Below are 21,327 nucleotides of genomic sequence, written 5' to 3'. Positions count from 1 at the left end.
GGCAGGTCACCTTCACCACCTAAGGGGTCACGTGGCTCCGCTTTTCCAAAGCATCTTAGAATATCGATTTTGCATGATGGCGACCAGTCCGGTTGCACTAGCATATGCGTAATCTGCAATTGGAGACCAACAACGGTGAAAACAGAACAGGCCCGCGGGGCGGTAAATTTTCCGAGACGCCTCTAACATTCAAGCTAATCTTAGCCCTGCCGCGGCGCAGACACCTCCGACGGACTGTCAGCCGATTCGACGATGGTCTGGCGAAGGGAGCCACGCTTTCGCGGATCCTCGAGGCTTGGGCTGAGGTAAAGGGATCAGGAGCGGCGCATGCAACGCGCACCGCCCGCTTCATCGAGTCTAGCAGTCACGTATCCGCTTTATAGGCCGGACATGTGAGCGCACCGTTCCCATGTGAAGCGACTGAAAAGAATGCGCTTCATCACACCTTTCACTCTCAGGAGAGACCGCCATGGATAACTCAGAACGATCGCTGCGCTACAACATTTCCGAGGAAGATGATCGCACCCGGGCCATGGCGGGGTGGATCGAGAATATGACCGGGGCACAAACGCTTACGGGCATGCCGTCCCGATCAACGCCAGATCCCCATGCTCTTTCGCCTTCGTCGCCAACGCGACCATACTCGCTCTCTTCCGAACCTCCAATTAAGGTGCTCGACAGATCGACATTTGCCAGAAAAGTAAGGGAATTTTACGGTGATGAAATCAAGCACATTTCCGTCAATCCACAAGAGTACTCGCCCTTCGTGTCCTCTAAAGCCCTGCGTACGGCTACCATCGCTCGACTCTACGGCGGCACCGACAATGATACGCCCAGCGCGCGATATTTCAGCTATGATCTGGGAGAACGAAGCGTTGGGCTTTTAAGAACAGAGGATGGATTTAGCATCGAAAACGAGCCGTGGCGGGAACTATTTCCCGGTCGAAGAAGAATCACGTCGATTGTAGACCTTCGCGTTACTCATCCGCTTGTCGAGAACGCAGGCGATATTCTGCTCGAACATCAACTTCAACTCGACGGCGAACAGCCGTTGATCATGTCACGTCCCGCTACGCCGGAGATGGGAACCCGTCTAGAGCAGATGGGTTTCGTTAATGTGGGTGAAAATCGCTGGGTGCTCGACCCTACGCAACATCCCGACAAGTGGACAAAGAATAGCAAGGGTGGATGGCAGCGCGCCGACAAACCTTGGAGTTATCTCTCTAAAACCGTGGAGTATCTTAGCGACGATGAAGCAGGTGTCGAGGAGCATTCGAGTGACGCCAGTGTCGAGACAGATTCATCCGATGATGACCCGTCTTGGTACTTCGAACACCTCAATTTGAACCGCGGCTAAAAGCTTGCCTCATCGTGAGGACTTTTTGCGCCGCCGGCTGAGTTGATACGCCCTTGTATTACGGGAGGACGCAGGCGAAGATTAGAGACTGCAATAATTGCTGCGACTCTCTGCGACGGCCCGCCTCATGCTGCACTCCGATCCTGCCGCGATGCAGATTGGCGGGGCTGGCTTCTGGGTGGTCCGCAACGATATCGCCGTTGGGGGTATCTTCTGATAATGGCCGTCGGGTTCGAAAACCTTCTGGTTGAGCCCCTAAAAGATCACCCAGGTACTCCCCAGGCGCCTCATGAATAACGACACCGAAGCGCTTGAACTCGAATCGCTCGTATCCGGACCCGTCGCCAAGCCCAAGGCGACCGTCCGACACGATGTCGATGAATGATCGACGTGCGAGCTGACCGGAAACCGCAAGGTCCGGTCGACATCATCGGGACGCGCCCATGGGCCCCATCGGCACGCGTCGGCGAATAGCGGCGAGATCCGTCTCGTCGGCGCGTTCCAGTTCTCGACCATCGGCGTGCGCACATAGCCGAGCTCTTATGGCCGTCAGGCCCACTCGACGCGACGCCAACTCGCATGCCAAACTTTTCGTGATCAAGATCAGGCCCCTTCCAGGCAGCGTAGCCGTTGCGTCTGGGGCGCCCAGCAACCCGCCCAGCGAGGCCACATTGAAGATCGCAGGGCCGCGCGGCAACGCCGCACCGCACCGTTCCGCTTCCAGGAAGATCCACGGCAACGACAATGTCGCCGTTTGTCGCAAAGGCATCGACCAGAGCGCGGCCAATCCCGCCTGCAGCGCGTGTAATGACGGCGGGTGTCTGCTTGCTTCATGGATTAGCTTCTCCTGCTCCGGCGTATGCGATCTAACGCTAAAGGAGCCAGATGACAGCAAGTTAGCACCACGTCCCGGAAAAGAAGAGTTCGGCACCAGCTGAACGCGCCGCTATTCCGCCTCGGCTTTTCATGCTCTTTGCCGCTTCCGAGCGTATAGACCGGGTCGTTAGAATGCGATGTTCCGATCGGCTGCCTGAAACCGAACCGCTCAAACTCTGGCGACGCCGCCTGCTGTGTCTGCTCCTCGAGCCAATCATAGACCACTGTGCGGTCGGCAATTCTCCACTCCCCTTCCCTTTTCAGAAAATGGTCGCAATATCGACCACATAGGAGAAACCTGGCAACGTTTGATCCGGCCGCAGTCCGGCCCTCGTTGGAGCGCAGTGAAGTAGCTCTCGACAGGTGCTTCAGCCGGGCTGATAAACTCAATCAGAACGTTGGTGATCTGGTGGATGTTGCGCGGTTCGGTCTTGAAGACACCAAGCGTGAACTCAATGAATCCCTCGGCGGAGCCCGTGTACGCTCCGTGAACGTCCTGCGCATCAGGCCAGAAGGAGCTGCGCAGCCCCGCCTCGTCCGCCCGTCTATCCCGCGGCAATACCGATAGGACAGTCGCGGATCGTTTCGCGATCATGCAATTCGACCCATTTTCGTGGTCCATGGCCCGTCGCAAGTCTGGTCTTGAGTTGAAAATGGCGTTCTATGCATCTGCGAACGGACATTCGCGCCGTCGGCGCTTGACTTGGCCTCGCAATGCCACTTCCCAGGGAACGTCTGTGAACTCAAACAGCGTGCGTAGGACAGCAACTCCCGCGCAATCAAGGACCATTGGTGCGTTGGATTTTGTCTGCAAGAACAGCCAGGGCCTCTCTGCGCTTGTGTGGAAGGTAGCTAACGGTCCATTCGGCGACAATGCGATCGACGAGTTCGCCAGAAAGAGCCCAATGTCGACTGGATCCCCGTTTGCGGCCGCCGGGGCTGCCGGTGCCTGTCTCGGCGAAGTCTCCTCCAAAGCCTGTATCCGAACGATCCTGCCTGGCTCCCAATCGGGCTCGTCTGACCGAGCGGGAGCGGCTGATCGACGCGAGGGAGAAATCTGGGGCCAGGCGGCTCGCCTCTCGGCGTCACCCCACGTTAGGCTGGTTATGCCATCCGCGGGCATCAAATCGGGGTGAAAGAAAGTTCTAAGCCTGGTGTGGTCGAGCGGCCCGACCTGCCCTCCTCAACTCAAGCACTCGAGGCGAGCCGCCATTTTACCGGTGTAGGTCTATTGTCGAATGCCTGACAACCCTATGTCGGGTCGCAAATGGAGGGAACCGGACAAAAAACTCTAACCAATTGAAAACTAACGCAATTTTCATTGGCATGGCCCTTGCTTCTTGAACCGCGACGTTAAGCAGCAACGGAGCCTTTAATGCCCCCACCAATGATTTCGCTCAAGAACCTGACCAGCACGACAACTATGAACCAACTGCTGGCCACAGCGAAGTCCACTGCTTGCGCCGCGTCATTGTGCGGTTCGTCCGCAAAGCCGCACCACGTCGAGCCGGCTGTCTGGGAGAAAATCACGGACCTTTCCTGCTATTTAGAAAAAGCGCACTACTATTTCGCGCGCATGCACGTCGTAGCCGCACCAGCTTGCAATATCCAGTGCAACTACTGCAATAGTAAATACTGCGCCAACGAAAGCCGGCCTACGCCTGACCAGGCGCTGCGAAAGGTCGTTGCGGTCGCCAATGAAGTCCCTCAGCTTTCCGTGCTCTTTATCGCCGGACCAAGCGATGCCTGTTATGACCGGAAGAAGACAAAGGCGACATTTGCACGCGGAGCCACAGAGGTCCCCGATATCAAGCTGTGTCTTTCAACCAACGGTCCGGCAGTGCCAGACCGTGTCGGCGAGCCTGCTGACATAAATGTTGATCACTTGACGATCACCATCAAAATGGTCGATCCGAGAGCCGGCGCGAAGATATCCGCGCCACTGCAGGGCCGAGCCGCAGCTCAGCAGAAGCCCGGATACAAGCAGACCCCGCGAGCACATAGGCATCCAAGTCTCGATATTCGTCCAACATGCCTGGCACTCTCGGGCGCAGCAGCGCTGAGCTCTTGGTCATCTCCCCGCGCAAAATCCCCGTTTGCTCTCTTTGATGCTTCGGGAGCATCCCGATCACCGCTTCTGTGTCAGTCTGCTCCCGTCTCCAACGCTGCGGCGACCTCCTTGCGCAGCCATTTATGCTGCGGGTCGTGATGGCACCGCTCGTGCCAGATGAGCATGACCTTGTACGGTGCCGGCTCGAGGGGTGGATCAACAACCCTAAGCGGCAGCATCGCGGAAACTTGGGTCGCAACGCGGCGCGGGACGAGCAATACCAAATCCGTCCCCGAAGCCACCACCGCTGCCGTGAGAACGCTGGAAAAAAGTATGGGACTACGATCCTCTCGCAGGTTGGGCAAGTGGTCGTAGATCGGGCCGAAATGGTCGGGGGAGTCCGTACTGATGGCAGCGTGACGCAAGGTCGCGAAGTTGTCGATCGTCCATTCCTGCGCCAGCGCGGGATGGTCGTGGCGCAACAAACACGCGAAGCGGTCTGTATAGAGACTGCGCCGAAAATAGCCAGGCAGTTGCACGTCAATATGCCCAACGGCCAAATCAATATCACCTTGCTCAAGCCCCCGCACGGCACGATCAAACGGCAAACAGGCGAGTGTGTCGAGATGAGGGGCACGCTCGCGTAACCACGGCAGGAGGCGCGGTAGTACAGCCAAAGCTTGATGATCGGGGATCGCCAGCGTTGCCCCCCTCCCCCATTCTTTTGAGATTACGCTGCGGCTTGTCACCATCTCTCGGATCGTACGCAGTGCCGACGGCAGCCTTTGAGCCAAGTGTTCGCCTTGCGGCGTTGGGATCAAACCCGTTGAAGACCGCACCAGCAGGTCATCATTGAACATGCCGCGCAGCCTTCCCAGTGCCCGGCTCATCGCCGGTTGACTCCGCCCGATGTGCTGGCCCGCGTGCGTCACGTTCCGGTATTCGAGCAGAGCCTCGAGCGCGACCAGGAGGTTGAGGTCTATTGATGCCAAGTTTATCTGGTGTCCAGTGAGGCGCTCTCCTCTCCAATCTTGCAACATCTTTCGCCTATAAGCGAGTTGATCCGTCACCTCTTTTTCTACATAGCGTTTCATGACGTTCATTCCTCAACAATCAATTCCGGGTCCAACGTTTTCGAGTTCATCTCGGCGGTGGAGCGCGGGTGACAACCTCATGGCATTGTGCCATCACGCGTCCAAGGGGCGGCCAGATCTGTGTGACGATGGCGATCACATGGAACATCGGGGTGTCCCACAGGAATATAGCGCCCGTGTCGACTTCCCCGAGCCCGTTGCAACAGTCTCGGATCCGATGCTGGGGTGCTTGGGTGAAAGAGGCGCACGCGCTCGAGCACAGCGTTGCAATAGGCCTCGGTCGCATAATACGCGATGCGGTCGATGTCGCTCAGGTGAACACCTGCAGATGCGAGGCAATATTGAATCGAACGCATTGGTAACTTGTTGGAGTGCTTGATCCGGTTAAGGCGCTCCTCCTCGACCGCCGCTATCACTCGCCCGTCGCGAACGGGAACCGCAGCCCCATCGTGCATAAAGGTGCTCGGTAGATCGGACGAATTTTCGTAATCTTTGCTTAGACCGCCACTGAGCCCTAGACACAGCATGTTGCTCTCCAGTTCGTTTCGGAAGGTAGGTCGCTCTGGCCTGGCCACCGGCCTTCGTAGTTTCATAGGGTGGCGCTTGACAGTGCAGCTAGAGCTCACGGGGTCGAAGCCGATACCATTAGTGACCGGCGCGGCGACATTGCCGACAACCGATCCTGCGCAACCTTCTTGATCATTGTTGCGACGCCGCACAGAAACCCGGGCCGAAGCGCTTGCAGCAGAACTGCCTAACCTATCCACATCACTCAATCCTTCATATTTCGGCCCGACAGCCGCAAGAAAACATCACGAGGTTTGGTGGCCCTGCAAAAGGCGCAGACCAAGTCCTCGCGGCTGCGAGCGCGCCTGCTCTGGCTTCTAGTGATTGTGGGAGATGCACTCACAGGTTAGTCGACCAGGGAACAGTGCTTCTTGTGAGAGCCCTATCAGCACTGAAACGGGAGAAGCAACGGTGAAGATTCTGCCCGATCACGACCAGCGTAAGATAACAATCGAGGCCAGGCAACTGACAGAGGGCTCCAGGTCGAATTTCCAGCATCGTCTCCGCACCTGAGGACCCATTTTTTTAGAACTCCACATAATCTACACAGCGCTCTTCAGCGTTTTCTAAGGGCAATCGTTTTGAGCAGTAAAATCGTTTTTGTGGATGGAATGCGTGCAAAAAGGAATGGGTGGATTCATAGCAAGGCGAGCGGCACTTTCAAACAGCGGCCGTGATGATCAACGTTTACGGCAAATCCGCCTCCGACGTCGGTGCCGACGACCGATCTCCGAAATCCTCGTGTATCGTCGTACCCGCAACACTCCTTCTCTACTCTGGTTTTCAGCCGATAAACCTAGCCGCAGCTTCGCCAGTCGGCACGTCGATAAGCGTGATCGGGCTTGCTGCAAGGAAACGGCGTTGGTTGTTGGTCGGCGCTGCCGCATCCAGCACCGCAAAACGTGGTGCGTTGGATCGCGTCATGATCCGTCGGGCGTAGGTGCGCAGCATCTGGTCGTTGAAGCGGCAGCCGATGAAGAAGAGCCTCTGTTGGTGCGCCGCTCCTTCACCGCTTCGCTGACCCACCTGAGCGGCGGAACTCCTTCCGTCGCTGATGAGGCCGTTGATGGCCTGCTCGCCCGGCCTTCCGGTGGGTCGGCCGGCATCGAGACAGGCGATTATTACGCGGCGGGCGCGGCGCGCGAGGTTTCGATGCGCTTCAGTCCATCGGTGATGGCCGCGAGCCCTTCCCGCAGCGTCTGCCCTATAGTGCCCGGACCGATGTCGATTGGAGGATTGTCAAGCATGGCTACAATGTCGCTGCCGTTGAGATAATCGAGCTTCTTCTGGACTGTGGTTCGGACACGCTCGGTCGCGCTCGACAGTGCCTCACCGTTGCGTTCGGTGATGGCGGAGAGCTGATCTGAAAGCTCTCCTCCGAACTGCAGGAAGATGTCGTCGACATACCTCCACGTTCCGCCGCGGGCTTCCACATCGACCATCTGGTTGATCTTGCTCTTTACCTCATCCCGCAGCGTCAAGGCAGTGTCGAGATGAGCCTGCCATATAGCTATGATACTTTCGACCGAGTTCTCGATGGATTTGGTCCTTTCGGGCTGGTCTGCGATGCCAAGAAGGACCAGAAGTTGATCATCGTTACCGAGCCGCGGGACCACCGCTGCGATCAGACGCTCCACAACCGCGCGCCTACGGGCTGCATCGCCTAGTTCCTTCGGCCATTGCGACGACACTATCTTCGCAATCCTCTCAGAATTCGCGTTCTCTAGCGGATAAGAAAGCTGTCGCTCCTGAGCCTTTGCCTTGATCAGACGGAACAAGGACTCTACTACCTCGTCTTGATCGAGAGCGCCCGTTGGAACTCTGTTCAGATCGATCCCATTCACCACGACCTCTTCGCGGCGGTCGCCGTTTGTCTCGCCCTGCCCCGCCCCATCGGGCATGTCATCCACATATTGAAGATTTCGCAGATTCTCAGGATAGGCCAGCATCAACAGAAGTCGGCCGGCGAAGTTGTGCAGCGTTGCCTCCTGCTCTTCCGGAGGCGTCGCAGCCAGCACACGTTGCAGCCAATCCGCGATCTTCGTGGTCAGATGGGACAACTCTGCGGTCTGTCCCGCGCCAATTTGCGCGCTGAGACTTACTGCGTGATTGGAAATGGTCGCGGCCGCGGCGGCAATGCCCTCCTTCACTTCCGGGAGAAGCTGCTCCAGGAGCTCAGCCCCGCCTTCACGCTTGCTTCTCTCTTCAGTTTCTTCAACACTCCCTGCAGAGTTCCCTTCCGCGCTATCGAGCGCCGTCATCGGCCGATTGAATTCTTCAGAGTCGTCGGGTGGAAGAAATTGGGAGTTCTCCTCGGCGTTCATCTCAAACTGCTGAATGTCTTCTTCAGTTAAGATTCCTGCTTCCTGCATGTCAGGCAACCTCATGCGGAAGTTCACGAAATACTTCTTCATCACCTTTTGGACCTGCGGGAACCCGGCCTTTCCACCATCAGCCAACTTGACGAGGATAACGCCGTTTTCGTTCATCCTGCCCGTGCCTCTCCGCAGAAGCGAAAAGTTCTCCTTACTACTATCCTCATCATCTTCAAAAGGCATGTTTTTCAAAGTTTGTGCCAATCCATTGAGCTTTTTCTTACTCACCAGGACAGCAGGCTTCCGCAGATCGCCAACCGTGCCGACCGCAAAGCAGAACTCCAAATCCGCTCTGTTCTTCGTCTGGTCGATCAACTGCAGAAATTTCTTCGCTCTTGTCCTATTGTGCTTCATTCCGGCCATTATATCTCTCCAGTTTCCTGTTCTAGATCAGTGTACGTCGGTTGATAGGGTGGGACAGGATCTGATCACCCAACTTCCCGAAGATCTGCCTGATGGAGGTGACCGCGCTCTCCAGCGGTCTAGTCGAGCGGGAAAGCGGCGCGCCGAGATCAAGCGACGATCGCCGCCAGTCGCAGCCGTGACCGCCTCCGATCCGGCCGGCAACCGACATGCCGACCTCTCCCGCCGCAGACCTGCGTGGGCGTCTCGTGACCCCATAGGGCTTTCCCAGCGCCAGTCGGATGCTATCCCGGCGTTCATAAGAAATCTGGACATCGGAATTCTGACAGCAGATTGCGGGACAACGGGCTCATCACGCTGTCAGGCTGGAGGTTAAAAACCGCCCAATGGCGACCGGACACCAGTCGTACCTGAATAAGGTCCCCTCCTCCCAATGGCTGCTTATCCGCCTCATTTAAGAGGCGAAACAGCGCCCAATGGCCGCTCTTGGAGAGGGTGGCGCCTTGAAAACCGATGAAAGCGACGGAAGCGCCGCCGACGCCGCCGGCCGTAGGCCAATGGAAATGCATGGCCGCGGCGGCCGTTCCTCGTCGATGTTCGAGGCGCTGGCCGTCGATGTCTACCACCACCTGGTCTGTCAACGGATCGGTCTCGGCGACGGTGAGCAGGAATCCAACTGACACCTGGCCGGCATCATCGAACATGGTGTCGCGGATCGTGGCTGCCCGTTGGAACTGGGCCAAGGTATTGCGGCCGATAGGGAAATCGACACCGCTCGTTGGCCGAAACTGCCACGAACCTTTGGATTTGTCGACGAATGGGGAAAGGTTCTCGGCGAAGAAAGTGTCGATCTCCGCCTTGCGGCCGAACAGCCGGGCGAAATCGCTCAAAGGGATATCCCGGCGGGATCCGCTCGCGAAGGGATACCGTCCTTCGGTAGCCCGTCGGCACAAATCGCCGGGGCCGCCCGCCCAACCGCTCGCCAACCCGCGCCTCATGCCGCTGACGGTTAGGTCCGAGCTGTGGCGGCTGAGGCCGAGGATCCATTGCCGGATGGGTTCGGGCAGATCGGCCGCCCCCGCCTCGATCTGTTGGATGGCGACGCCCGCCTGCCCGTTGTGTTCCAAGATGTTCGAACCCGCCAGCCCCTGCGCCTGGCTGAGGGAGCGATACAGTTCGCCGAGATCCCGGAGAGCACTGTCGATCGGCGCCTGCGCGCCCGCTTGGCTGTTCGACGGCACTTCGACCAGCTGGTGCAGCCACCGGAAATGATCGCCCATATAGAGCTGGACGTGAGCTTCAGGCGTGTCCGCGGCCGGTTGAGACCGGAACAGTGCCTCGAGCTCGCTTGGCAACACCTCGCCCTGGGGGACACTGTCACCTTTCGTCAAGCCGTCCTCGGGAGCCGGTGGTTGCTTGAGCTTTAGCTCCTGCGCCGCCGCGAAAAGGAACAGGCGCATTGGTGACGTCGGCGCGGACAGCGTGTTCAAGGTGCGCAGCGCGTCATCGATACCCCCAGACGGGCGGATGGACATATCGCCAATGAGCTGGTCCCAGCGCAACGCGAACTCCTGAGCGTAGAGATCCGCCGCCGAACGCCGCAGCTTCTGGCTCACATCACCGGCTGCAATCGGCGCGACTACCTGTGAGTCGAGAACCCAGCCTTCTGCAGCGACAGCGTCAGCCACTTGCGGCAGCAATCGCAGGAAGGTTCCGTAAAACCCCGCCCTCGTGTAGATGCCAGGAACCCCCTCGCTGAGCGGCTGTCCCGATTTGCGAGCCAGGACGCCCTGCGCCAGCGGCCCGGCATGGTCGGCCAGACGCCAGGTTGGCGCCCGCGAGGCTTCGGGACTGGTCGCGATGATGTCGAGGACGCGGCGCGCCATCGAGACGGTCTGGAGCTTCGCGCGGCTCCTCTCGATCAGTTCGCCATTAAGCTCACTATGGGGCAGCGGCCCTTCCATGAGTGCATCCAGGTGATCAGCGAGCGCGCTGCGCAGGCCGGCATCGGCTTCGGCCGGAAACATCACTCGCCAGTCGGCAGCCATCCAGTTTTTGACGACCGCGCGCTGGAGCGGACCCTGCTGACCCAGCATCAGGTAAACCTTTAACGCCTGGTAGACGAACTGATCATCGTCGTGCCGCTCGACCAATAAGGTTTCCAACCGGAACATCAGCCGCGGCAGCAGGATGGTGTTCACGGCGCGGCGGTACGCCGCGAGCGTCTGAACCTTGATTTTCTTACTTTGGTCGAGACCCGAACTTGATAGGCGGCCGCCCGCGCTGTCGCCGTTGGCATCACGCAGCCGCTGAAGCAGTGGCAGGATGGGTCGAAGATCGCCACTCTCAACCCGGTCGAGCTTCAGCTTTTCAGCCCCTCTGGCATAGCTGCCAGCCATTAGGCGAACGCTCTCGATCAGCTGAACATTCCGAATATAGCTGAACGTCCATAAGACGCTGGCGGTAACAATGACCGCCGCTATCATCGTGTAGGCGCCATACCGGATCCGCCGCTGGCGCCGATCGAAGCGGTGATTGGCATCGACGAGCCCAGCTTCGGCGAAAACGACTTCGCGCAGCAGCCGGCTGATGAAATAATTACGGCCCGGGCCACGAAGCGCTGTACAGGGCGGCTGAGCGATCTCGAAGGTCTGAGATCTGGCGTTCGCAACTCGATCGAAGGGCATGCCAATTTGCGTGCCGCTTAAGAAGTAGACGCCGCGGAGCATAAGCGGTTCCTGGAACGAATTCCCGCCAAAGGCTTCCTTCAAGAACTGTTGCGTCAGGTGCTTGAGGCTAGCGACCTGCTGTGGGAAGCCGAACATGAGCGCACGACGCTGGAGGTTGCTTTCGTGCTGCATTCGTTCAAGCAGCCTTTCGTTTAGGCGGCCAACAAGCGCATCGTATGCTGCGGCAAACGCCATCGGATCGCCTTCGTCCTCCGACGCCTCTTGCGCAAAGGTGAACCCCCACACCGCCTCCCGCCCCTCGCGACCCAGATCGTCGAAGAATTCAACAAATCCCGCCAGCAGATCGCTCTTAGTGAAAAGCACATAAATCGGCAGTTGCAGGCGAAGCTCCCTGTACACTTCGAGGAGCCGCTCACGGATACAGCGCGCGCGATCGGCGAGCACTTCCTCGGATGTAGAATTCAGCTCGCTGATTGCGATCGTGACTAAGACACCGTTCAGCGGCTGCCGTGGCCGGGAGCGTCTGAGCATACGAAGCAAGCCACGCCAAACCGCTTTGTCCCGGTCTGCATCACCCTCCTGTACCGTGTAGCGCCCAGCAGTGTCGACGAACACCGCGTCATCGGTGATCCACCAGTCGCAGTTTTCCGTACCCGCTAACCCACCGGCGGCTCTCAGACCGGACCTCGCCGCCATCGGAAAGCTGAGCCCGGAATTGACTATTGCTGTGGTCTTCCCCGAGTTGGGCGGACCGATCATCACATACCAGGGCCGCTGATAGAGCCACCGCCTGCTGATACCTCCTGCGTAGCGGCGCCCCTTGAGTGTGGTAAGGGTCTCGCGGAAACGATGACGAATCGCCTCCAGCTCTCTTTCAGCAAGCGTGCTGGCTTGCCCCACACTTCGGTCGGAAGGCCTTGGGTCTCCCTTCTTCTGCTCGGCCCCACCCGCGTCCAGCGCTCCCGACACTCGTGATTGGACGAGGTCTTCAAAATAGGCCTGAACCTTGTAAAGCTGGGACTGGATCAAGTAGATCACGGTGTATCCGACCGGAATCAGCATCGATGCCGCGATCTGGCTGCGAAGGCTGTCAAGCGGCGCAAATCCTCCGACCGAGATATGCGGTCCGAGCGTGAAGATTAAGGCACATACGATCGCCGCCCCGCCGACACGGAGCCATTGCCACCTAAGCGCTTTCTTGATTGACTGCATGGCTTGTCTTCATTGTGTCTTTGTGATGATGATTTGAATCCGACGGTTCCGCGCGCGGCCCTCGGGCGTGTGGTTCGAAGCGACCGGTTCTCCGCTCCCTCTGCCCTCTTCTCGCACGCGGCCTGGGTCATCCATCATGGATTTGATAATCTCGGCAGCTGCGCGCGCACGCGCGAGCGAAAGGGAATCGTTTGAAGGGAAGGCGAGTGATTGCACCGGAATGGCGTCGGTGTGCCCGGTCAGGAGGACCGATCCCGACTCACCGTTCAGAGAACGACCAATTCGTAAAAGAAGCGGCAGGAACATTTTCTTCACTTCCGGACTAGCAGAATCGAACATCCCGGAGGCGCGAATGATAACGACGATCTGCTGTGGGTCCTCGGACACAGTGACAAGCCCTTCGCGGATTTCGGGCTCGAGGAAGTTACGCAGTCGGTCGCTGCTCATAACAACCTTTGGTGGCAATGCGATTCTCGCCGATCTGACAACGCCGTTCGGCGGCAATGTCGCGATATCGTTGAAGACAGCGTCGGCGCGGGCATTTAATGCATGCAGGAGTCCGGTATAGATCGAGAGGAGTAATCCTGCCCCAAACGCTACGACGGCCCAGATTGGAACGATTGTGCGGCGTGGCTTCGGATTATTTGAGTTCCTCCGCCAGTGCGGGGATAGTTCGCGCTCGAAGTCACCACGGGCTGCTCGGATCAGGCGGTAGACGTCTTCGCACAGCACACTGAGCTCTGCGGCTCCTCCCGCAGTGACGCGGTAGCGGCCTTCGAAGCCCAACCTCATGCAGTAGTAGAGCAGCTCCAGCAGTTCTATATTGATGGCCGGTTCATTTTTCAATTGCGTCAGCAGATCGAAGAAGCGCTCGCCGCCCCAGGTATCGCTGAACAGCGATCCCACCAAGCTGCGCGTCGTCCAGACGCTGTTGCTGCCCCAGGCTGTGTTCAGAACGATGTCATCGATGGTCGCGCAGAGGGCGTATTTGCAGACCTTGATCGCTCGCGAGGGCAATCCGAGCGGCGTGATCCGACGCTCAAAAGCATCGATCTCCCGCAGCACCCTAAGGCGCAGTGCTTCAACGTCGATATGGCTAGCACTGCTCTTGAGCTGAGCGCTGAGACCCAGCAGCGCCGCCGCGGCCGCGACCAGTGGATTAAGTCGGTCGAGCGCAAGCATCTCCCAGGTAAGTTCGTCCGCCACTGGCGATGACGGCGAAGGGACAGCCAACTGCTCCTCGGCGTGAAGGAGGACGAGTGGCTGGGATTTTGGCATCGTTTCCTCAATCACCATCATCAACCCGCCCACTTCCCTTCGGAGCGGACGCTCTCATCGTGGGATCGGCGGGCGGGTCGACTACGCTCTCGCACTGGGCGCGCGAAGTCGGCGCCGAAGCTCCGGAGCAAATCGGTTTCGATGCTCGATACGACGTCATTGAAGACGCGCACGTACGCACTCCGGTTTCGCGCCTTATGGTTGCGGTGCAAAAGGGAACGGGGCCGCCCCATCGCCTTCTCGATCCCTGCTAGGGACAAGCGTGCACGGACGCTGGACAGAGCCTTCTGCACAGCCGCGAATGACACGTCATGCGTCCCACGGTCGGTGAAGGCTTGCTCAACGGCCGGGTCTCCGCGGAGGGACCCGCTGGAGTCATTGCACAGAACTGCGCGCAACGCCTCACCGACATCGGGAACGAGACTCAGGGTTTTTTCGTCGGAACTCTTATTTCTGAATAATTGTTCGCCAGCTCTCGCTCGGAGAGTATGCTGTGCAGCGCGGCGGAATACAGAAGCATTTTCCCTGCACGATCCAGCACGCTTACGATGCCGGCATTCCGGACATCTGCCAATGATAAGCCGCAGGCGGCAAGGAAAGCCGTGACCGCCGCTCGATGATTCTTGGCGAGATGATTGCTCCACCTTGGGTTGCGTCAAGATGGGGGCCCGATCTGGCACACTGTCTGCGTAGATATCCCACGGACTTCTCATCATGCCCGCCAGCGCGTCTAAACGAGTGCCTAAGAACGGCAATGGTAGGAACTCGCCGTCCCTCAGGTCCAGCAGCGCTTCTTCACCCCGGGTGCAATTGCCCGCCAGGAGCGACGAGGCCGTTTCGAGGGGGCCAAGAAGACTCAACTCCTCACTTGTCGCTGCAAGTTGTCCCTCCGGTTCGGCGGCACTCTCCGCAATGGATATCGAAGGCGACACCGCGACGACATCGGTCATATAGGCGCCGATCTGAATAACATCGCTGGTTTTCCGGGCGACCGGCGCCTCTGACGGAAGCGGCATCGCCTCGTCATTTTGACATGTGTCGTCGCGGCCTCGGTCGATCAGTACGTATCGCCGTGCCATGCACTCGATTGAGCAGTGGGATTTCGAGACCATCTGCTGATCATCCGGCAGAACCAGGCTGTTGCCTGCTCGGCTGGTAGTCAGTCCACCAGCCGCGTCGCCCGGCACGAGATATTCCGGAAAACTACATCTATTGCTGTGTACACGTAGCGTGAGGGGCATTGGTGGGCTAACTCAAATGTGGGTTCTGTCCGGCTCGGATGGCCCAGAGAGCCATTTCGAGATTTGGGAAGTCGCCAGCAACGTGCAGCGCCAAGCCGGCGGATTGGGGCATATCCTTCCAGAAGCGGCTATTTTGATCGATCTCGAAATAGCTGAATCCAACATGGAACGGGATCTGACGCGGCGCGACCGGTAGGGGATTGATGATAATGCCGGGCAGTGCGACATTGACGAGTTCCGTGATTTTCTCCGCCGGGCCGATCTTAATCTGAGACGGGAACTCGCGCCGGAGGCGCTCGACCTCAATATCAGCCCGAGCAGCCAGCACGAAGCTCGAGGTCGTAAAGAGAGAGCGGTCGGCCACCTCGGCCACATGGACACCGTATTTTTGCCGCTGCAGCGGTACGGGGACCGCAGTCTGCTCAATCACTGCACCCAGCGAAGCCCGGATCGACTGCATCACTGGCAAAAACGCCTCCGCGAGAGAGTCGTGCTTGTAAACACCAAGGGTCGGGGCACGTTTATCGACGCGGGCGAACGTGGCTAGTTCACCCGCCAACTGGAGCATGAGAACATACAGCGATTCCGGATTTACAACGGCGGCCTTGGATAGGTGGCAGAAGTACGGCTCGTACCGATTGATCGCCTGCAGCAGAAGGAAGTCCGCGAGCTCTGCAACCCGGTTCGTTCCCGACTGGGAGACCCGAGTGGCCAGAGCTTCACCACGATGGTGAAGCAGGCCGGTGATCTCAGTGATGTAGTTCGAGAGGACCCGGGAGCTGGCGCAGTCGGGGGTTGGCGGCACGTGCGTTTCGTCCAGAATGATCTGTCGGTCGGCCCGGACCTCTATGATACGGGCGATTGGGATGCAAGTGTAGCCAGACCGGTCTGCCGCGTCCGGCAGCAGTCGAAAATCCAGCCTCGCTACGTCGATGGAGGCGCTGCCTCGCTCGCCAGCGTTGGTGTCGACAACATCCTCAGTGGAGACTGCGAAGCGGATAGGTACGTCAATTCCCGCTTGCGCGTCGGTTTCAAGAGCGCCGGGTTGATAAAACGGTACCGCCAAGTGAATAAGCGAATCTCGAAAATCCGGCGGAACGTCGTAGGGAGTTGGCTGGTTGGCTTCGTCAGGAATACTGAAGGGCATCCCGTCCTCCAAGACGCCGCGAGCCGCTTCGATGGCGATCTTACCGAGACCAAGCAGCTCTCGATTGAGCCGCAGCTCGCTGATACCCCACCCGTACCCATGCAAAACCGCCGTCCTGCTGCGCACCAGCTGTTCGACGTGACGATCGGCCTGCTGAAAATGCTGCGGGCGGAGGAACAAGCCCTCCGACCAGACGACCCTATTATTCCACGACATTCAAGACTCGCCTCGCGTCCACCTGACAGAACGGCTTTCTCCGTAAAAGTAGCAGAGCTTCACTGCCCCCTTGCATGCACATCTGATATCCAACAATGCGCTGGTAGAAGGGCATCGCGTGTCGGGACAGCTCAGATATGCAAGCGCCGAAGCTCATCAGGATTGGTCATGAGCCCCCTTGCAGCGCGACAAGCAAGGGGTCTCATCTAGACTGTCGCTCAGTAGCCCGTTGCCCTCAGAGCCTTATTGGTCGTTCATGTTCACACTGACCTACAACGCGCCAATTCGCCTGTCCTGTCACTCGTACGGGATGAATCTCGCAAATGACCGCCCGGAAGCCTTGAGACCCGGCGCCGCAAGTACGGGGCCAAAAGAGCAGCGCAACAGGCAAGGTGACACGTGATGCGCATTGCCTCGTCGAAAATGTTCCTGAATACGCTGAGGCAGTGCCGCCGCCAACATCGTCTTCACGCGCCGCCGCCCCTAAAGCACCTTGACGACCAGTTTAGCGATTAGACAACCACCTCCTGGACACGATCCACGAACCGGTTGCAGTCCCGGTTCGCGCCAGGTGCGGGATAGCAGCCCTGGCGGCATGGATCATTCATGCGGCGAAGATAGGCATTTCCACATTTGGTGATGCCCAATAGCTAGCGAATGGGATATGCGCTGCGCCTCATGTTGGCGCGCGAGCACATGCAAGATGGCACGGTGGAGATCGACCGTTTTCATCTCGGTGAGCGACCGAGAATGGATCCGGACGGTCTACCGCCTGGACGGGGCCGAAAAGGCCTTTCGATACATGCAGGGCGCGCGACGGCGAAAGGGATCGAACCGCAACCTGCCTGATGGGCGGTGAGGCGTTCATGGCGATTGGCAAGAGCTTTGCTACGCATGAGAACGTAAAGCATTCGAGCCGCGAATTCGTCCAAGTCGCCGTCCACTCGGTGGGAGGTTTCAAGTCCCGGGTCCGCCGCACCATTGCCGGCGTCTTTCATCATATCAGCCCGCAGCATGCCTTGTCTTTCCACGAGATCGGCTTCCGCTGGTCACAGCGCATTGTTACGGGCCAGGCAGTGCGGATACTAGTCACGGGTGCCGCCGGCGCTGCGATTGCTGCAAGTCTTTCGCGCTATTACCGGCCGGCAATGCGCAGAAGTCCGGATGCCGGGATCATCGTTAAATCTCCCAGCCTTTTGTGATAAGGCCGCGTTGTTTAGCGGAAGCCAGCAAGGAGTTCGAAGACGAAGGCCGACCTCACTGGCGCCGCAATTGGCGACAGTTGCCACTACCCTGGTATCGTTGGGCCAATCCCACCATAGAAGAGATCATGTCGATGTTTCGTCGTAACCGGCTTGCGCGGCACCGGCGGCCGTCAGCGTTGATAGCAATCCGTGCCGATCGCCACATCAAGCACGGACCTCCGGTCTGGAGAACGGGTCGTCGCTGCATCTCTCGAAGGATCGCCGCTGTCGTTATGGGTTCACGCAGGAGCTGCGCCATAGCCGCTCACTAACCGGATGCGAGCATATCACCTGTGCATGCAATCCAATACCGGGACTGCGCTAGTTTGAATCGCGGGCTCTTCTCCGTGGTTTTTGAGGTTCTGCTGCAATGATGCGTTTACGCTACCAGTTATCAACGGCCTGGCCATGTCTTCGGGATCTGCCGGCCTCCCGTCACCTGAGCTCGATTCCGCAGAGCCGCCCCATGCCACAACAGCAAAAAACGGGACCCACGGTGATTGAGCGGCGTCCGAACGAGGCTCGGCAAGCTGGAGCGGTCGATGGTCGCAGTCGCGCCCCTTGCACTCTGGTTAAGTCGCTTGAGCCCCTGATAAATTCTGACCTTCCGTCAGCAGTCGGTGCCCGACAGCTGACCCCTTGTTTCCTGAAGGCCATATCCCAGGGGGGTGAGCATGGTTGACAGGGACCCTCGGACTAAGGGGCAGGGCTCTTCGCGGCCGGATGAGGGCCGGCACCCAGCGGATCAAAGAGCGCAGTCTTCAGTGGCGCGTGTCGATCAAGTGGCCGACAACTTCAATTCGGACGACATCTGGCAAGAGAATTCGGTATTGCGTTACGTGGAAAGGCTAAGCGTCGACCAGCCAAGCCCGCCGACCGAGCTTCAAAGCCCTGAAGAACAAACCCCGCAAATGATGGCTGACATGACGGAACTGACGAGAGTTCCGGTCGTCCCGGCAGAGACCGCGTTCAACCTCACGAGGACAACAGATGAATACAATAATGCCGATCGCACTATTCACCTCGTCGAGGGCCAGCCGCTGGAGACTGGCCCTCAGCGCGGGGGGCTGCATGGCCTTGGGAATTTAGAAGCCTCAGCGGTTGCCGGGCCCACCGAGGTGCCGGGTGGAAGAGAGGAGCATTCGGCCATGTCCGAGGTGCCCGCGGAGCCCAGCGATCCGACCGGTGGCGGGCGCAAGAGGCGGACTACTGAGAAGGACGCAGATCCCAGGCCCAGCCGCAGGCAGACGTTATATGCTCAAAGGCCGCTGGCGTTGGCGCCTGATCTCAGCGCCGCGAATGCCGGCATAATCGTGGGGGCCTCAACGGGCGATCTCGTCAATCGAGCGGCGTTCCGGACGGTGTCGGCCCAGGACCAGGCGAGGCTGGACGAAATCGCCAGGCAGACACCGCGGCAGTCGAGGCAGAGCAAGGGGGCGTGGGCGGACGCGCTGAAGGCGGCCCATCCCAATCTCAGCGCCGCCGATGCCGCCGTAATCGTGGGCGTCGTAAAGCGGGTTATCGCCAGGAGGGCGGCGTATCGAACGGTGTCGGCCCAGGACCGGGCGAGGCTTGACGAGATCAAGGCGGCGACACCGCAGCTGTCGGGGCAGAGCAAGGGGGCGTGGGCGGACGCGCTGAAGGCGGCCCATCCCGATCTCAGCGCCGCCGATGCCGCCATAACCGTGGGCTCTTTTAAGGACGATATTGCAAGGAGGACGGCGTTCCGGACGGTGTCGGCCCAGGACCAGGCGAGGCTGGACGAAATCGCCAGGCAGACACCGCAGCTACCGGGGCAGAGCAAGGGGGCGTGGGCGGACGCGCTGAAGGCGGCCCATCCCGATCTCAGCGCCGCCGATGCCGCCATAATCGTGGGTGCCGTAAAGCAGGATATTGCTAAAAGGGCCGCGTTCCAGACGGTGTCGGCCCAGGACCAGGCGAGACTGGACGAAATCGCGGCGGTGACACCGCGGCTGCCGGGGCAGAGCAAGGGGGCGTGGGCGGACGCGCTGAAGGCGGCCCATCCCGATCTCAGCGCCGCCGATGCCGCCATAATCGTGAATGCCGTAAAGCAGGATATTGCTAAAAGGACAGCGTTCCAGACGGTGTCGGCCCAGGACCACGCGAGGCTGGACGAAATCGCCAGGCAGACACCGCAGCTACAGGGGCAGAGCAAGGGGGCGTGGGCGGACGCACTGAAGGCGGCCCATCCCGATCTCAGCGCCGCCGATGCCGCCGCCATCGTGGGCGCCGTAAAGCGAGTTATCGCCAGGAGGGCGGCTTTTCAGACGGTGTCGGCCCAGGATCAGGCGAGGCTGGACGAAATCGCTAGGCAGACACCGCGGCTGCCGGGGCAGAGCAAGGGGGCGTGGGCGGACGCGCTGAAGGCGGCCCATCCCGATCTCAGCGCCTCCGATGCCGCCATAATTGTGGGTTCCGTAAAGCATAATATTGTAAAAAGGGCGGCGTTCCGGACGGTGTCGGCTCAGGACCAGGCGAGGCTGGACGAAATCGCCAGGCAAACACCGCGACAGTCGAGGCAGAGCAAGGGGGCGTGGGCGGACGCGCTGAAGGCGGCCCATCCCGATCTCAGCGTCGCCGATGCCGCCACAATCGTGGGCGCCTTAAAGGACGATATCGCCGTGAGGGCAGCGTTCCGGACGGTGTCGGCCCAGGACCAGGCGAGGCTGGACGAAATCGCGGCGGTGACACCGCGGCAGGGGCGGAGCAATGCGGCCTGGGCGGACGCGCTGAAGGCGGCCCATCCCGATCTCAGCGCCGCCGATGCCGCCACCATCGTGGGCGCCGCAAAGGACGAAATCGCCAGGAGGGCGGCGTTCCGGACGGTGTCGGCCCAGGACCAGGCGAGGCTGGACGAACTCGCTAGGCAGACACCGCAGCTGCCGGGGCAGAGCAATGCGGCCTGGGCGGACGCGCTGAAGGCGGCCCATCCCGATCTCAGCGCCGCCGATGCCGCCGTAATCGTGGGTGCCATAAAGCAGGATATTGCTAAAAGGGCGGCGTTCCGGACGGTGTCGGCCCAGGACCAGGCGAGGCTGGACGAAATCGCGGCGGCAACACCGCGGCAGGGGGGGAGCAATGCGGCCTGGGCCGATGCGCTGAAGGCGGCCCATCCCGATCTCAGCGCCGCCGATGCCGCCACCATCCTGGGCACCTTTAGGGACGATATCGCCAGGAGGGCGGCGTTCCGGACGGTGTCGGCCCAGGATCAGGCGAGGCTGGACGAGATCAAGGCGGCGACACCGCAGCTGCCGGGGCAGAGCAAGGGGGCGTGGGCGGACGCGCTGAAGGCGGCCCATCCCGATCTCAGCGCCGCCGATGCCGCCATAGTCGTGGGTGCCGTAAGGCGCGATATCGCCGTGAGGACGGCGTTCCAGACGGTGTCGGCCCAGGACCAGGCGAGGCTGGACGAAATCGCTAGGCAGACACCGCAGCTGCCGGGGCAGAGTAAGGGGGCGTGGGCAGACGCACTGAAGGCGGCCCATCCCGATCTCAGCGCCGCCGATGCCGCCATAATCGTGGGTGCCTCGAAGAAACGGATAGCCAGGAGGGCAGCGTTCAAGGTGATATAGGACGGCTCATGACTCATCACCACA

Annotated in this window: 8 protein-coding genes and 6 pseudogenes; 4 read left to right on the top strand and 10 right to left on the bottom strand. The window is 59.7% G+C overall.

The features are described from left to right. Positions 1–469: 469 nt before the first annotated feature. Entirely contained in the window at positions 470–1,357 is an 888-nt protein-coding gene (locus RHEC894_RS25405) for a hypothetical protein (protein WP_008536079.1), read from the top strand. A 117-nt stretch (positions 1,358–1,474) separates the two neighbouring features. On the opposite strand, the pseudogene RHEC894_RS33580 reads toward RHEC894_RS25405, so the two are convergent. Beyond that, positions 1,475–1,739, bottom strand: a pseudogene (locus RHEC894_RS33580) (LLM class flavin-dependent oxidoreductase); the annotation flags it as partial. A 455-nt stretch (positions 1,740–2,194) separates the two neighbouring features. Continuing rightward, positions 2,195–2,832: pseudogene (locus tag RHEC894_RS33575) on the bottom strand (nuclear transport factor 2 family protein). A gap of 776 nt (positions 2,833–3,608) precedes the next feature. Here RHEC894_RS33575 and RHEC894_RS25380 point away from each other — a divergent pair. Beyond that, positions 3,609–4,166: pseudogene (locus tag RHEC894_RS25380) on the top strand (radical SAM protein); the annotation flags it as partial. A 209-nt stretch (positions 4,167–4,375) separates the two neighbouring features. Here the strand turns inward: RHEC894_RS25380 and RHEC894_RS25375 are convergent. The 8 genes and pseudogenes from RHEC894_RS25375 to tssK form a co-directional block, all read right to left on the bottom strand. Next, on the bottom strand, positions 4,376–5,386 hold the full coding sequence (locus tag RHEC894_RS25375) for a LysR substrate-binding domain-containing protein (RefSeq protein WP_012489527.1): 1,011 nt from the start codon (positions 5,384–5,386) through the stop codon (positions 4,376–4,378). A gap of 239 nt (positions 5,387–5,625) precedes the next feature. Next, a pseudogene (locus tag RHEC894_RS32645) lies at positions 5,626–5,904 on the bottom strand (carbamoyltransferase N-terminal domain-containing protein); the annotation flags it as partial. A gap of 823 nt (positions 5,905–6,727) precedes the next feature. Beyond that, positions 6,728–6,922: pseudogene (locus RHEC894_RS25365) on the bottom strand (hypothetical protein); the annotation flags it as partial. Between the two features lie 143 nt (positions 6,923–7,065). Then, on the bottom strand, positions 7,066–8,682 hold the full coding sequence (locus RHEC894_RS25360) for a hypothetical protein (protein ID WP_012489526.1): 1,617 nt from the start codon (positions 8,680–8,682) through the stop codon (positions 7,066–7,068). 296 nt (positions 8,683–8,978) lie between these two features. Then, positions 8,979–12,584, bottom strand: a complete 3,606-nt coding sequence (gene tssM, locus RHEC894_RS25350; protein ID WP_012489525.1) for a type VI secretion system membrane subunit TssM — start codon at positions 12,582–12,584, stop codon at positions 8,979–8,981. A 9-nt stretch (positions 12,585–12,593) separates the two neighbouring features. Then, complete coding sequence (gene icmH / locus RHEC894_RS25345) at positions 12,594–13,883, bottom strand: type IVB secretion system protein IcmH/DotU (protein WP_071089834.1); 1,290 nt, start codon at positions 13,881–13,883, stop codon at positions 12,594–12,596. Continuing rightward, positions 13,883–15,103, bottom strand: coding sequence for a type VI secretion system-associated FHA domain protein (locus RHEC894_RS25340; RefSeq protein ID WP_012489523.1), 1,221 nt, complete (start codon positions 15,101–15,103; stop codon positions 13,883–13,885). Before RHEC894_RS25340 ends, icmH begins: the two co-directional genes overlap by 1 nt. A 7-nt stretch (positions 15,104–15,110) precedes the next feature. Further along, positions 15,111–16,466, bottom strand: coding sequence for a type VI secretion system baseplate subunit TssK (tssK, locus tag RHEC894_RS25335; protein WP_010069402.1), 1,356 nt, complete (start codon positions 16,464–16,466; stop codon positions 15,111–15,113). 642 nt (positions 16,467–17,108) lie between these two features. Here tssK and RHEC894_RS25325 point away from each other — a divergent pair. After that, a pseudogene (locus RHEC894_RS25325) lies at positions 17,109–17,668 on the top strand (transposase); the annotation flags it as partial. Between the two features lie 965 nt (positions 17,669–18,633). Further along, positions 18,634–21,303: a hypothetical protein gene (locus RHEC894_RS25320; RefSeq protein ID WP_225882935.1), complete on the top strand. Its 2,670-nt coding sequence runs from the start codon at positions 18,634–18,636 to the stop codon at positions 21,301–21,303. Positions 21,304–21,327: the final 24 nt, after the last annotated feature.

This window comes from Rhizobium sp. CIAT894 (assembly GCF_000172795.2).
Lineage (GTDB): Bacteria > Pseudomonadota > Alphaproteobacteria > Rhizobiales > Rhizobiaceae > Rhizobium.
This window is presented reverse-complemented; position numbering and strand designations above follow the sequence as displayed.

Bases quoted from the DNA above. Each gene is read 5' to 3' on its own strand.
- tssK (WP_010069402.1), bottom strand. From the start codon at position 16,466: ATGTCGTGGAATAATAGGGTCGTCTGGTCGGAGGGCTTGTTCCTCCGC.
- tssM (WP_012489525.1), bottom strand. From the start codon at position 12,584: ATGCAGTCAATCAAGAAAGCGCTTAGGTGGCAATGGCTCCGTGTCGGC.
- icmH (WP_071089834.1), bottom strand. From the start codon at position 13,883: ATGATGGTGATTGAGGAAACGATGCCAAAATCCCAGCCACTCGTCCTC.
- RHEC894_RS25405 (WP_008536079.1), top strand. From the start codon at position 470: ATGGATAACTCAGAACGATCGCTGCGCTACAACATTTCCGAGGAAGAT.
- RHEC894_RS25340 (WP_012489523.1), bottom strand. From the start codon at position 15,103: ATGCCCCTCACGCTACGTGTACACAGCAATAGATGTAGTTTTCCGGAA.
- RHEC894_RS25375 (WP_012489527.1), bottom strand. From the start codon at position 5,386: ATGAACGTCATGAAACGCTATGTAGAAAAAGAGGTGACGGATCAACTC.
- RHEC894_RS25320 (WP_225882935.1), top strand. From the start codon at position 18,634: ATGACGGAACTGACGAGAGTTCCGGTCGTCCCGGCAGAGACCGCGTTC.
- RHEC894_RS25360 (WP_012489526.1), bottom strand. From the start codon at position 8,682: ATGGCCGGAATGAAGCACAATAGGACAAGAGCGAAGAAATTTCTGCAG.